The sequence below is a fragment of the Bacillus cereus group sp. BfR-BA-01492 genome (assembly GCF_022662815.1).
GTDB lineage: Bacteria > Bacillota > Bacilli > Bacillales > Bacillaceae_G > Bacillus_A > Bacillus_A cereus_BD.
Genome location: NZ_JAKUEH010000006.1, coordinates 133807 through 146884, shown reverse-complemented (window position 1 = coordinate 146884; position 13078 = coordinate 133807). Strand labels below are relative to the sequence as shown.

Here is a 13078-nt window from a genome sequence, read left to right as displayed (position 1 = left end):
AACAAGCTTTAAAAATATTTTTAATTTGAGAATTTAAATTTTATCAAAAGTTACTTTACTAAAGTAAGTTACTTAAGTATACTTACTTACGTAAGGTAATAAAACGTTTTTGCTTCAACTTAGATAAAGTGTAAATCAGAATACAATAAGAAGATTCCGATAATAAAGGATAGAATCTTTTCTTAGAATAAGTTTTTTAGGTTGATGAATAATGAATATAAAAAGGAAGTTTAGGTGAAGAAAATGGGTTTATTTAGTTCATTATTTGGTAAGAAAGAAGAAATGAAAAAAGTAGAGGAGACAAAAACAATGTCAAAAGTATTATTTGTGAAAGCAAATGACCGTCCTGCAGATCAAGCAATTAGTTCAAAAATGTATGAAACATTTGTAAGCACGTATAAGGCAGCAAATCCGAATACAGAAGTGACAGAGTTAGATTTATATGAATTAAATCTTCCATATTACGGAAATGTAGCGATTACAGGTGGGTATAAACGTAGTCAAGGACTAGAATTAACAGCAGAAGAAGAGAAAGCTGTTGCGACAGTTGACAAATATTTAAATCAATTTTTAAAAGCAGAAAAAGTTGTATTTGCCTTCCCATTATGGAACTTTACAGTACCAGCACCATTAGTTACGTATATTTCATACCTTTCTCAAGCGGGAAAAACATTTAAATATACAGAAAATGGTCCAGTAGGATTAGCTGGTGAGAAAAAAGTAGTTGTACTAGGTGCTCGTGGTTCTGATTACTCTTCTGAGCCAATGGCTTCTATGGAAATGGCTGTGAACTATGTTACAACTGTACTTGGATTCTGGGGCATTACAAATCCAGAGACAGTCGTAATTGAAGGGCATAATCAATATCCAGATCGCTCACAGCAAATTGTTGAAGAAGGATTAGAAAAAGTTAAGAAAGTAGCTGCAACATTTTAATTGAGAAGTAATGAGAGTAAAAAAACCAACATGGTTAGCCATGTTGGTTTTTTTATATGTATGAGAACTATAGTCCAGAAAAGAATTTCTGCACAAAAAAGTTGTATTTACCAAATAGAGACTGCTGTGTTGGATAGTTAAGAGCATTTGAATGATGATATTTTTTGATGTAAATTCGTTTCCAATTTTACGTAAAGACTTAAAATTAAGTTACTATGGCGGTAAAAAGAAATATGGAAAGGTGTATTCTATGTATGGAATACGCTCTTATATAGAAATTGTAATAGTCCCGCCCTGATTCTCTTTGTATAATTCATTTAAAAAGCTTATTAATCTAAAATTATTTTTTAAACTATTTATTGAATATTAAAAAAATATTGAAATCATACAATTCTCTTGAATGGTTGGAAGGAGTATTGTAAAGTAGAGGAGGTTGTTATTTTTTACCATCATTTGAAGATGATATACGTATTTTGTGAGCATTCTAAAAATCACTCTATTTATTCTTGATGTATTTTTTCTTCAAAATAACCAAAATAGTTATCTAGACAACATGATATGTAAGTTAGTCTCTTTTTAGTAAATTTTTAAGATTAATAGTAAAAAGTGGGTATTGTATAACGATTGTTTTGCAACTGTCATTAGGCCTTTAAGTTTTTCAATAAAATTTTAAAGAGGAGGAATGTTTTTTGGTAAAATCGTTAAATAAAAAAATGAAAAAAGCAAGTTTTAGCTTCATAGCCTTATTACTTGTGCTTATGAATTTTTTAATCCATTTACCAAGTAAAGCAGAAGCGGCTACAACAGAGTTAAAAGGTCTAGGAGATGCAACTTATTACAATGCGATTATTTTTGGAGATCATAGTGCCACAAGTGCTGATATTGAAGGTGCAATGGCAGTTCAAGGAAATATGAATGCATCAAGCTATACAGTTACTGCAGCTGCAACTGGAGCATTCAATTTAGCTGGGGCAAAATGGAATGATGAAGGATACCCATCTTTACTATTGGGGAGGGAATTTACTAAGGCAGGAGAAGGGAAAGTAATTATTCAAGATGGTACAGTTGTAATGACAAAAGAAGGCGATCCAACTGGTTCGTTAACATCATCCTATGGTCGTGTCTCTTATAAAGAAAAATCTGAGATTGATGCGAAATTTAAAGAATTCCGAAAAGATATTGATGGTGTGATTGAAGAGACAAGTCAGTTCCATACAAACAACCCAAAACAGAATATGTCTTTTGGAATTGGTGAAGATGTGAATAATCCTAATATTTATGTTTCTTCAACATTAACAGGAAAACAAAAGCAAGATATAGACAGTGTTTTCCTTCCTAATGTAAATAACAAAGATTTTATTGTTATTTATTCAGATGCAACGGAAGTAAACTTTGCTAATGGTGCCATTTTTTATGATACAAATGACATTGGAACAGCAACCGAAATGATCAATACTTCTCAAGCGTATGATCCTAATTCACACTTTACTGAATTAGCTAGTAAAGTTATTTGGGTTTTCCCAAAGGCAACTAAAATTTCAACTAAAGGATATGGAATTGTCGGAAGTGTATTTGCTCCTAATGCTGTAGTAGAAACAAAAGGCGGATCTATTAATGGACAAGTTTACCTTGGGGGGCTACATCAAAGAGATGGATTTGAAGTTCATAACTTTCAACTTAATTGGTCAAAATGGAAAAAAAAGACACCTAAAAGAGAGCAGTTAAAAATTAAAAAAGTTGATGCGAGTAATAAGAATATTGTTTTGAAAGGTGCGGTATTTGAAGTTGTAAATAAGGACAATGAAGTTGTAGCCACTGTTACGACAGATGACAATGGTATAGCAGAGGTGAAAGACTTACCGCTTGGTGATTATGTTGTAAAAGAAAAGGAAGCACCAGAGGGATACAAACTTTCTAATAAAGAGTGGAAGGTAACGCTTCAAAAGGAACAAGATATAGTTACAGTTGAAGTGGAAAATGAAAAAGAAACAGAAAAGCCAGGTGAACCGGGAGAAGAAACAGAAAAACCAGGTGAACCAGGAGAGGAAAGAGAAGAATCAAGTAACTTAGAAGAAACAGGAACTTCATTAGAAGGAAATGTGGATAAAAGCAAATCGTCAATTGGACAAGACTCGAATGGAGAGAAAAAATTACCAGCAACAGGTCACTCTATGAATTGGCTTTCACTTCTTGGTGGTATGTTAATTCTGTTAGGAATTCGCTTAAACGTTATTGCTAAAAAAGGTTGATGAAAAGTAAAAAGTATAAGGGATGATGTATTCTGTAAAAAACCAACATGGTTAGCCATGTTGGTTTTTTATATGTATGAGAAGTTTTGTTTAGAAAAGTATCTCTATACGAAAAATATATATGTATTTAAGAACATGAACAGTTTCCGATATCAGTCTCTTTTTAAATAATAAAGCACAAAGTTTTCCTTTAAATGATAGAAAGAAAACGAATTGTACGTTTGAAAGTTTGATTTCCTTCTATATGAAAGGGGCGTTGGTAACTTTGTATTGCTTCTAGAAAGTGACGGATAGTAAAATTGACAACAAGAAACATGAAAAGGGAAATAATTAAATCAAAAACAAAGAGCTTTACAGGGGAGGAGAGTATGTTGAGCATTTTTCAACATATAAAAACGTATCAATATTTTCCATTTCAGCCTGAGTTTGAAGGGATGGCAGACTATTATATAGAACATCGAGAAAAAAATATATGGAATCAGACAGTATTATTATTTTATCAATTTCGTCTAAAAAAAGATTTGCATCCTGCTGTTTCAGTGATTCCTGATGGGTGTATAGATATATTATTTGGTTGTAATGAACGGGATTTGTTTGCAAATATGTGTGGAAGTGTCATTAGAAGTCGAATGATTCATCTGCGAGCTGGCAGTGAATACTTTGGTGTAAGGTTCCTGCCATATCAAGAGGTCCTTCGTTCAAATTATATGGTAAAAGAAATAGTCGATACAGAAGTACCTTTAATCGATATGTTTTCTATTCAACGTACAGCCATAGAAAAAATAATATTTGCAAAAGGGTTTCAAGAAAGAATGGGATTGTTTAAGGAGTTAATTGGTAAAGTTGTTTTTCCATCAGATGGTTCAATGAACATAACAGGACAAGTGCTAAATAAAATTTATGAATCAAAAGGAAATATGAACATAAGTCAGTTGGCGGGTGAGGTGGGATATTCAACGAGATATATACGGAAGCAATTTAAAGAATCTATCGGAATCTCTCCAAAGCGATTTAGTCAAATTGTAAGATATCAATCTGCTTTAAATATGTTGCTTAAAATGAAGAACTTTACCGTTTGGGATATCATCAATGAAAATGGTTATTATGATCAAGCTCATTTCATTCATGAATTTAAAAGTTTTGGCCCCTTAACTCCAAGGGAATATGCTGAAAAGTTTTTTGGAAAGTTACGTTTCGATGTAGAGTAGTTGGTGAAATAAAAATATTTCTAAAATTATCAAAATGTTCCGTTTTTTACAATCAATATGGACGGTAATTGGCTATTATTTTCTTAAGTTTAGAGGGGAGGGATCGTATGTTAAAGACATATCAATTATTTATAAATGGCAAGTGGGTAAATGCGGTATCGGGAAAAACATTTGAATCCATTAATCCTAGTACGGGAGCAATACATGCCATTGTAGCAGAAGCTGGTAAGCAAGATATTGACTTAGCTGTAAAGGCTGCTCGCAACGCTTTTGAATCAGGAGCATGGTCCAATATGGATCCGAGTGAACGAGGGAGGCTTTTATATAGAGCAGCGATGCAAATGAGAGATAAGTTAGATTTCTTTGCTGAGATAGAATCGCTGGATAACGGTTTACCTATCAATGAGACAAAATACATTGCTATGCCAGCAACGATTGATGTATTAGAATTTTACGCTGGTTTAGCAAATAAAGTACAAGGTGAAACATTGGCTTCACCAAAAAATCGTTTAAATTATACATTGAAAGAGCCACTCGGGGTAATTGGGGCCATTGTGCCGTGGAATTTTCCGCTTATGCTTGCGATGTGGAAATTAGCACCAGCTTTAGCAGCAGGAAATACGATTGTTATTAAGCCAGCAGAACAAACACCTGTTAGTATTTTAGAGTTAGCAAAAATATTTCAAGAAGTCGGTATTCCAGACGGTGTAATAAATATTGTTCCAGGGTTTGGAGATGAAGCTGGAGATGCATTAGTAGCTCATCCAGAAGTTGACAAAATTGCCTTTACAGGTTCTACTCGTACAGGTCAACTCATTATGCAAACAGCAAGCAAGAAATTGAAACCGCTATCATTGGAGCTTGGAGGGAAATCGCCGAACATTGTGTTTGAAGATGCAAATTTAGAAGATGCAGTAAATATGTCGGCATTCGGTATTTACTTTGCACAAGGGCAAGTCTGTGCAGCAGGTTCGAGGTTATTTGTTCAGGAGTCGATTTATGATACATTTATGGATCTTTTTGTGAAAAAAGCGAAGTCTATTCGCATTGGAGATCCTCTTGAAAGGACAACACAAATGGGGCCACAAATTTCAGAAAAGCAGTTGAAGCAAATTGAACAATATGTAGCAGCTGGACTTGATGAAGGAGCTAATTTAGTAACCGGTGGTAAACGATATCCAGAAGCTGGAGATGGTTATTATTTTACACCAACTATTTTTGAAAATGTTAGCAACAAAATGACGATTGCTCGTGAAGAAATTTTCGGACCTTTTGTGTCGGTGATTCGTTTTAAAGATGAAGAGGATGCGCTAATGAAAGCAAATGATACGGTTTATGGACTTGCTTCTGGCGTATGGACAAACGATTTAAAACGAGCACATCGCATGGCGCGCAGTATAAAAGCGGGAACAGTATGGGTCAATACGTATAGTTTTTTAGATAGTGCAGCGCCGTTTGGAGGCACAAAACAAAGTGGGTTCGGCCGAGAGCTAGGGGTGCAGGCAATGGAGATGTACACGCAGACTAAACATGTGTGGGTTGATTTAAATGAGAGAGCTTTAAACTGGTATGAGGGATAAATGATTATAACATATTTTTTGGTCAATCAGGGGGCATCAATTGAATAATTGGTGGAAGTTATATTTTTGCTATAGCATGCAGGGAATAAAAAGAGGGGGAAATGATATGAGTAAAATGGATTGGCAACAAGTATTAGAGTGGGATAAAAAATATATCATGAGAACATTTTCGACCCAAGAAGAATATGAGCCGATTCCAATCGCGACTACAGAAGGCGATTATTTAATTTTGCCAGATGGTACAAAGTTATTAGATTGTTTTAATCAATTGTATTGTGTAAATGCTGGTCAAAAGAATGAGAAAATTAATAATGCGATTAAGGACGCTCTAGATCGATATGGCTTTTTACAAGATGCTTACGTGACAGATTATAAGGCAAAGGCAGCAAAAATGATTATTGAAGATGTATTAGGAAATGAAAGTTGGCCAGGGAAAGTTCGTTTTGTTTCTACTGGAAGTGAAGCGGTAGAGACAGCGCTTATGATTGCTAGACTATACAAAAATCGTCCTCTTGTTGTAACGAGAGAATATGCTTATCATGGTTGGACAAAAGGAGCTTCATCAATGACAAGATTAAAGGGAAGTAAAAGTGGGGTGACGGAATCAGCTCCTAATTCACTTCCGCATCATGTACCAGCTCAAGACGGTGGACTTGTTGCCGTAGCACCTTCTCCTAATTGTATGCGCTGTTCACTTGGTCATAAATATGGTACTTGCCAAGATGAAAATGGTGAACTCGCTTGTGTGAAATATACGAGACGTATTATTGAAAATCAAGGACCAGAACAAGTCGCAGCAATTATTACAGAAGTTACACAAGGAGCTGGCTCTGTTCAGCCACCAGATGAGTATATTCCACAAATTCGTAAAATGACGAAAGAACTTAATATTTTATGGATTGCTGACGAAGTGTTGACAGGGTTTGGAAGAACAGGGGAGTGGTTTGCATATCAGCATTATGGTGTCGAGCCTGATATCGTATCAATGGCAAAAGGAATTTCTAGCTCAGCTATTCCAGCAGGTGCTGTCGTTGTGAGTAAAGAAATTGCGAAATTTATGGATCAATATCGATGGGAGACAGTTTCAACGTATTCAGGGCATCCAATCGCTATGGCTGCGGTATGTGCAAATTTAGAATATATAATGGAAGAAAATTTGGTAGAGAAAGCCGCAGCGGCTGGGCATTATATAAAACAAAAATTATTAGAGTTAAAGAAAAAACACCAATCAATTGGACAAATCGCGGGGTATGGGGTTCTATGGCTTGTGGAACTCGTAAAAGATGAGAAAATGACACCTTTTGTTGAAATAGATAGGAACTTTACTCACGAAGCAGACCCAAGTACGTTTCCTTCCAATATGATTAGAGAAAAAGCGATTGAAAAAGGAGTATTAATCGGTGGGGTAATGCCGAATACACTTCGTTTTGGAACCTCGTTAAATGTAAGCCGTAAAGACATTGATAAAGCTATGGATGCGCTTGATTACGCACTAACTTATTTAGAAAGTCAAGTATTACAAATAAACTGAAAGAATAGGATAAAAGCATTAAGGATATGGATGGATGAACAAAATGAGTAGGCGAAGTAGTTTTTTCTTAAAGCTAAGAAGAGAAGTTATGTAAACATAGCTTCTCTCTTTTTATATGTTGATAAAAGATTATGGTAGAAGAAGTATGAACTTATGGTTGAAAAGGAAAAATAGAATACATCATGTGTTATACGTAGTGGATTTTTAGAGAAGGATGTGTCGGAATGAAGAAGGATAAGAAATATACAGTAGTAGGCACTGACATTGAAGAAGTGAAACGATTAAATAAAAACTCAGGGCTAACATATAATCAAGTAAAGGAATTATTAGTCAAACAGATGAAAACAAAGCTATAAACATTATGTTTATAGCTTTGTTCATGTTTAAGCGGTATAAAATGAAACTTTCATTAATGAGTGCTTCGTTTTCCACTGATGATGAATCTTCGGCAATTGGGCTGTTCAAAAAAAGAATGTGTATGGATATTATCAATAAGCAATGAAAAGAGCTACAAATAGAAAAGATAAAGAAAATAGAGGATTCTTTTCAATTTATGAGAAAGATTGTCTACAGGAATTCATAATATGTAGTAATATGGCAATAGATAGACTTGTATTTCAATATATGAATATCAATCCATTGAAGGGGGAGAGTAATTTGTCATGATTCAAGTAAAAAACTTTTTTCAAAGTAGAGGATTTCAACGATTCATTGTATTCGTCATATTAGCGTTTTTATTATATGGATTAAAAAGTATGATTAATTTAATATTAATCACTTTTATTCTTACTTTTTTAATGGATCGATTTCAACGATTTATTTCAACAAAGTTAAAAATAAATCGAAAAGTAGTGATTGCTTGTTTATATAGTGTTTTAGTAATATTTATTGTTACAACATTATATAAATATTTACCGGTATTAACGATACAAATTTCTCAGTTAATTTATCATTTTAAACTGTTTTTTCAGCATCCGCCTGATAATGAAATCATTAAATATGTACTTGCGACAATTAATCAAATGGAAGTATCAAACTATATTGAACAAGGTGTAGACGTCATTTATCAGTCTTTAGCGAACATTGGAAAAGTCAGCATACAAATTTTATTATCTCTTATTTTAAGTTTATTTTTCTTGCTAGAAAAAGAACGAATTATTACGTTTACGTCCAAATTTAAAGAAAGTAAATTAAAGATTTTTTATGAAGAAATTGCCTATTTTGCTCAACGGTTTGCACGATCATTTGGAAAAGTGATTGAAGCGCAGTTTTTAATTGCGATTGTAAATTGTATTCTCACGGTCATTGCACTTGTTTTTTTAGGATTTCCCCAACTTCTCGTATTAGCAATTATGATTTTTCTACTTGGCTTAATTCCTGTTGCGGGTGTTATTATTTCATTGTTTCCACTTTGTATCATTGCCTACAATATTGGCGGAATGATGTACGTTGTATACATATTAATTGTGATTACAGTTATTCATGCTCTTGAAAGTTATTTTTTAAATCCAAAATTTATGTCTGCAAAAACGAACTTGCCCATTTTTTATACATTTATGATTTTAATCTTCTCACAGCATTTTTTAGGAACATGGGGCCTGATTATCGGAATTCCAATTTTTATTTTCTTATTAGATGTATTTGAAGTAAATGATGAAGAATAGTTAAGAAATGAAAAGAATACGTATGTTTCCAGCCTAAAGGTTTGAATGGTTGAAATCATTTCATAATAAAGAGGCGAAATATGTAAAAAAGAACTTCCGAGCATGAACGGGATTCCGCATTATACGTACTTACATGATATCGACGGAGATCATGTAAGTACGATTAAATTGCTACTTTCATTTCTAGGATTCACTTTCTATTTTAACAGAGTTACAAAAAAACGCTTGATCTTCAAGCGTTTTTTTGATTGCGATACATGTCGCTTATTCTTGATTAAAGAACAGGAGCCATTGTTTCTTTTAATATTTGAACAGAGTGATCGAATTGCAATTCTTCTTGCTCATTTAATTCAACTTCTAATACTTCGCGAACACCTTGGCGGTTTAGAACAGCTGGCACCCCGATATATACGTCTTTTTGTCCATATTGGCCATCCAAGTAAGCAGAGACTGTTAATACGCTGTTTTCATTGTTTAAAATTGCTTTTGTAATGCGTAAAAGAGACATGCCAATGCCGTAATACGTAGCGCCTTTACGTTCAATAATATGATAGGCAGCATCGCGAACTTTAATGAAGATTTTATCTAATTCTTCTTGATTATGTTTATTATCTTTGTCTAAAATCGTTTGTAGTTTCTGAACACCAACTGATACGTGACTCCAAACCGGAAGTTCTGTGTCACCATGTTCACCAATGATATAAGCATGAATATTATGAGGAGCAACGTTGAAATAGTCTCCTAACATATATCGGAAACGTGCAGAGTCTAAAGTCGTACCAGAACCGATGACACGTTCTTTTGGTAATCCTGACTCTTTCCATGTTACATAAGTTAAAATGTCTACAGGATTCGTAGCAATTAAGAAAAGGCCATCAAATCCATTCTCCATAATACTACGTACAATTTGTTTAAAGATTTTTGCATTCTTTTCAACTAAATCTAAACGAGTTTCACCTGGTTTTTGTGGTAAACCAGCAGTGATTACAACAAGGTCAGCATCTTTGCAGTCTTCATAGCTTCCTTTCCAAACTTTTGTCGGTGCCGGAGCGAAAGGAACTGCATGACTTAAGTCCATTGCTTCGCCTTCTGCTTTCGCCTCATTTACATCAACTAAAACAAATTCTTCAGCAACGCCTTGGTTAATCATACAGTAAGCATAACTACATCCTACCGCTCCAGCTCCTACTAATACAACACGGTTAATACCTTTTTTCATACACCAATTCCTCGCTATTTCAATAATTTTGATATGTACAAATGGATTCTGCTTATACAGACTCTCACCTAGTTTATGACATTATAAAAAAGATATTCATTAGGTTCTTTGTTAACCGACCATTATTCAGATGGTGCAATTGAATCTGGAGTTCGAGTTGCATAGGGGGTGAATGAGACAGTTTAGTTTACAAAACATAGTTCTTTTAATAAAATAATGAGTATAAATCGTAATTGTTACGTTTTGAAAAGATTTGAGTAGAGAAATGGATGGTCGATGAAATGAAGAAAGTAGAAATTCATATATTAGGTGGGTTTTTAGGAAGCGGAAAATCAACATTGCTTCAAAACCTATTATTAGCAGAAAAGAAAAATAATAGAAAAGTTGCTGTTTTAATGAATGAAATAGGTGAATACTCAGTAGATACAGATATTATTGGGAAAGAGAATGTTTTAAGGGAGCTACTAAAAGGTTGTATTTGTTGTACATTAAAAGAAGAACTTGAAATCCAGTTACATTCTTTATATCAACAAGAAAAGCCGGATGTTATTTACATAGAAACAACGGGAGTAGCTCACCCAATTGAAGTATTAGATGCATGTGTCTCACCAATTTTAGCTCCTTTTCTTGAAGTGAAATCAATTGTAGTCGTTTTAGATGGAGTAAGGTGGTTAAACCGAAGTGTATTAAGTGCAAATGTTCAGCAGTTATTACAAGAACAAATAAAATATGGAAGTCATATTCTTATGAACAAAGTAGACTTACTAACAGAAGAGGATAAGAACAAGGTTTTAGAAGATGTAAGGGCGATGAATCAGCATGCTAAATTGTATGAAACAAAGTATTGTAATATATCTTTAGCTGATATAGAAAAAGCTGAGTTTGGAAGCAATGAAGAGCATGAGACATTACATGTGAAACAACACTTACATATTCAAACAATGACATATCAATTTACGAAACCGATCGATCAAGAAAGATTATATGAATGGTTATCAACATTACCTGATTGTATTTATCGTGTGAAAGGCTTTGTGAAATTTCATGGGAATAAGTATCCACACTTATTGCAATATTCGTTTGGAGTACCAACTTTATTGGAACAAGACTTCGGCTTTCCAACTAATTTGGTTATGATAGGTGAGGGATTCAATCAAGATACGATAAAGAGAGCATTAGAAATGATAGAAACTCATGTTTAGTTAAACGAGAGTATACTAAGGGAATACTATAACTGAGAAGCCCCTTTCCTCTAAAGGAAGGGGAAAGTTCCATTTAGAGTTAGAAGATGTAACAGTTATAGCATATGTAAAAAAATATTTTTTATAGTCAACTAACAAGGGAAAGAAACGTTTTACCAGAATACATAATAATGAATGTATGTGGTGAATCCATGAAGAGAAAGGAGAGATAAAACAATGGTAATCAAAAGAGTTTTATCATTTTTAGCTGTACTCTTAATCGGATTAACGGGTTGCTCGATGATTGAAGAGGGGAAAAACTCCGTTGATTATGCACAAAAGACAACGGACTATATAAACGAAGTCAGTCAGTTTGCAAATGAGGCACCAGAGTTAGCGGAAAAAGCAATCAATGATAGCACAGCAAGAAAAGAGTTAGAGAATAAGTTAGGAGAGATCCAAAAGGATATTTCAAGATTTAATAAATTAACGCCACCGGATGTAGCAAAAGAAATGCATGAGCAGATTGTTGGATATAATGAAACGTTAAGTAAATGGATTGATGAAACGATGAAAAAGGTCGAGGAAGGTAAAGTGGATCTAGAACAATTTAAAGATTCAGAGTTTATGCAGACAATTCAACAAGTTCAAGAGTTGAAAAATAAGATTCAAAATATAGGACAATAAGTGTGAGAGTACAAAAAGTCCGTTTTCAATGACGGACTTTTGTACTGCTATATTTATTGTATACAATAAATGACAACACCGATGACAATAATAAGGTTACCAATGAGCTTTCTTTTTGTAATTTTTTCACCTAAGAAGTACCAACTAAATACTAAAATAATAAGATAGCTTAGTGATTCTAAGGCAGATGCTTGTTTTAAAGGCAAGCCTTTTAATGCAATGACATTAAAGCCAGCATTCATAACAAACAAAGAATACCCGATAATAACATAGTGATTGACATATTCTCTTAGTTTAGAGTCGTATTTTTGTAACGTTGCTTTTTTTAGTAAAATCTGTGAGTAATTGGCTAAAATAATACCAAAAATAAATAGTAACATATAATTATTCATCTTTTGTCACCACCACAATTCCAACGATAATAATAGCCGCACCAAGTATATGATTCCACTTGATTGTATCGCCGAATAGGAGAACAGACCATAGCATAGACCATAATATAATAATACCTCGGTGTGAGTATGCTCTAGATATTTCAAAGTGTTTAATGACTTGTTGCCAAATAATAGCATATCCAAATAAAACTACGATAAGTCCGAAGTAGGCGCCAAAAAAGCCAATAGATGCGATTGGAAATTGAGCTGCCCATTTCATATAAACTAGGATAATTGAATATAGTAGGAAAGCAGCATGTAAAAAGATATAATTTTTTATAGTTGGTTTCATATATTCACTCTCTTTTACATATAAATACATTAATTTGAAGCGAATGTATTTCATTATATTCTTTATGATATAGAATGTTTGTCCCTTCACATTCCAA

Annotated in this window: 12 protein-coding genes and 1 pseudogene; 10 read left to right on the top strand and 3 right to left on the bottom strand. The window is 33.7% G+C overall.

What is annotated here, in order from left to right:
- The first annotated feature begins 243 nt into the window (after positions 1 to 243).
- The 8 genes and pseudogenes from MR063_RS10265 (at position 244) to MR063_RS10235 (ending at position 9168) form a co-directional block, all read left to right on the top strand.
- Positions 244 to 936 carry an FMN-dependent NADH-azoreductase gene (locus MR063_RS10265; RefSeq protein WP_242197403.1) on the top strand — a complete coding sequence of 231 codons (693 nt, stop codon included), beginning with the start codon at positions 244 to 246 and terminating at the stop codon, positions 934 to 936.
- A gap of 689 nt (positions 937 to 1625) precedes the next feature.
- Positions 1626 to 2930 (top strand): annotated as a pseudogene (locus MR063_RS10260) (collagen-binding domain-containing protein); the annotation flags it as partial.
- A complete protein-coding gene (locus tag MR063_RS22295; protein ID WP_313929024.1) occupies positions 2907 to 3185 on the top strand; it encodes an LPXTG cell wall anchor domain-containing protein in 279 nt (92 codons plus the stop codon). The pseudogene MR063_RS10260 and the gene MR063_RS22295, both read left to right, overlap by 24 nt.
- A gap of 371 nt (positions 3186 to 3556) precedes the next feature.
- Positions 3557 to 4393 (top strand): helix-turn-helix transcriptional regulator, encoded by an 837-nt coding sequence (locus MR063_RS10250; protein ID WP_242197258.1) that lies wholly within the window; start codon positions 3557 to 3559, stop codon positions 4391 to 4393.
- Positions 4394 to 4500: 107 nt separating this feature from the next.
- Complete coding sequence (locus tag MR063_RS10245; RefSeq protein WP_242197255.1) at positions 4501 to 5973, top strand: aldehyde dehydrogenase family protein; 1473 nt, start codon at positions 4501 to 4503, stop codon at positions 5971 to 5973.
- A gap of 106 nt (positions 5974 to 6079) precedes the next feature.
- On the top strand, positions 6080 to 7504 hold the full coding sequence (locus MR063_RS10240) for a class-III pyridoxal-phosphate-dependent aminotransferase (RefSeq protein ID WP_242197252.1): 1425 nt from the start codon (positions 6080 to 6082) through the stop codon (positions 7502 to 7504).
- A 224-nt stretch (positions 7505 to 7728) separates the two neighbouring features.
- The gene (locus MR063_RS21810) at positions 7729 to 7860 is read left to right on the top strand and encodes a hypothetical protein (protein WP_012093972.1); all 132 of its coding nucleotides are present in this window, start codon (positions 7729 to 7731) and stop codon (positions 7858 to 7860) included.
- 306 nt (positions 7861 to 8166) lie between these two features.
- Positions 8167 to 9168: an AI-2E family transporter gene (locus MR063_RS10235; protein WP_242197249.1), complete on the top strand. Its 1002-nt coding sequence runs from the start codon at positions 8167 to 8169 to the stop codon at positions 9166 to 9168.
- A 274-nt stretch (positions 9169 to 9442) separates the two neighbouring features.
- On the opposite strand, the gene MR063_RS10230 is transcribed toward MR063_RS10235, so the two are convergent.
- The gene (locus MR063_RS10230) at positions 9443 to 10387 is read right to left on the bottom strand and encodes an L-lactate dehydrogenase (RefSeq protein WP_242197246.1); all 945 of its coding nucleotides are present in this window, start codon (positions 10385 to 10387) and stop codon (positions 9443 to 9445) included.
- Between the two features lie 281 nt (positions 10388 to 10668).
- On the opposite strand from MR063_RS10230, the gene MR063_RS10225 reads away from it, so the two are divergent.
- The gene (locus MR063_RS10225; RefSeq protein ID WP_242197244.1) at positions 10669 to 11589 is read left to right on the top strand and encodes a CobW family GTP-binding protein; all 921 of its coding nucleotides are present in this window, start codon (positions 10669 to 10671) and stop codon (positions 11587 to 11589) included.
- 216 nt (positions 11590 to 11805) lie between these two features.
- Entirely contained in the window at positions 11806 to 12255 is a 450-nt protein-coding gene (locus MR063_RS10220) for a DUF6376 family protein (RefSeq protein WP_242197241.1), read from the top strand.
- 53 nt (positions 12256 to 12308) lie between these two features.
- On the opposite strand, the gene MR063_RS10215 is transcribed toward MR063_RS10220, so the two are convergent.
- Together MR063_RS10215 and MR063_RS10210 are read right to left on the bottom strand one after the other, a co-directional pair.
- A complete protein-coding gene (locus MR063_RS10215; RefSeq protein WP_242144640.1) occupies positions 12309 to 12647 on the bottom strand; it encodes an EamA family transporter in 339 nt (112 codons plus the stop codon).
- Positions 12640 to 12981 carry an EamA family transporter gene (locus MR063_RS10210; protein ID WP_242197397.1) on the bottom strand — a complete coding sequence of 114 codons (342 nt, stop codon included), beginning with the start codon at positions 12979 to 12981 and terminating at the stop codon, positions 12640 to 12642. Before MR063_RS10210 ends, MR063_RS10215 begins: the two co-directional genes overlap by 8 nt.
- Positions 12982 to 13078: the final 97 nt, after the last annotated feature.

Coding starts and splice junctions, on each gene's coding strand:
- MR063_RS10265 (WP_242197403.1), top strand. CDS start 244: ATGGGTTTATTTAGTTCATTATTTGGTAAGAAAGAAGAAATGAAAAAA.
- MR063_RS10245 (WP_242197255.1), top strand. CDS start 4,501: ATGTTAAAGACATATCAATTATTTATAAATGGCAAGTGGGTAAATGCG.
- MR063_RS10240 (WP_242197252.1), top strand. CDS start 6,080: ATGAGTAAAATGGATTGGCAACAAGTATTAGAGTGGGATAAAAAATAT.
- MR063_RS21810 (WP_012093972.1), top strand. CDS start 7,729: ATGAAGAAGGATAAGAAATATACAGTAGTAGGCACTGACATTGAAGAA.
- MR063_RS10235 (WP_242197249.1), top strand. CDS start 8,167: ATGATTCAAGTAAAAAACTTTTTTCAAAGTAGAGGATTTCAACGATTC.
- MR063_RS10230 (WP_242197246.1), bottom strand. CDS start 10,387: ATGAAAAAAGGTATTAACCGTGTTGTATTAGTAGGAGCTGGAGCGGTA.
- MR063_RS10225 (WP_242197244.1), top strand. CDS start 10,669: ATGAAGAAAGTAGAAATTCATATATTAGGTGGGTTTTTAGGAAGCGGA.
- MR063_RS10220 (WP_242197241.1), top strand. CDS start 11,806: ATGGTAATCAAAAGAGTTTTATCATTTTTAGCTGTACTCTTAATCGGA.
- MR063_RS10215 (WP_242144640.1), bottom strand. CDS start 12,647: ATGAATAATTATATGTTACTATTTATTTTTGGTATTATTTTAGCCAAT.
- MR063_RS10210 (WP_242197397.1), bottom strand. CDS start 12,981: ATGAAACCAACTATAAAAAATTATATCTTTTTACATGCTGCTTTCCTA.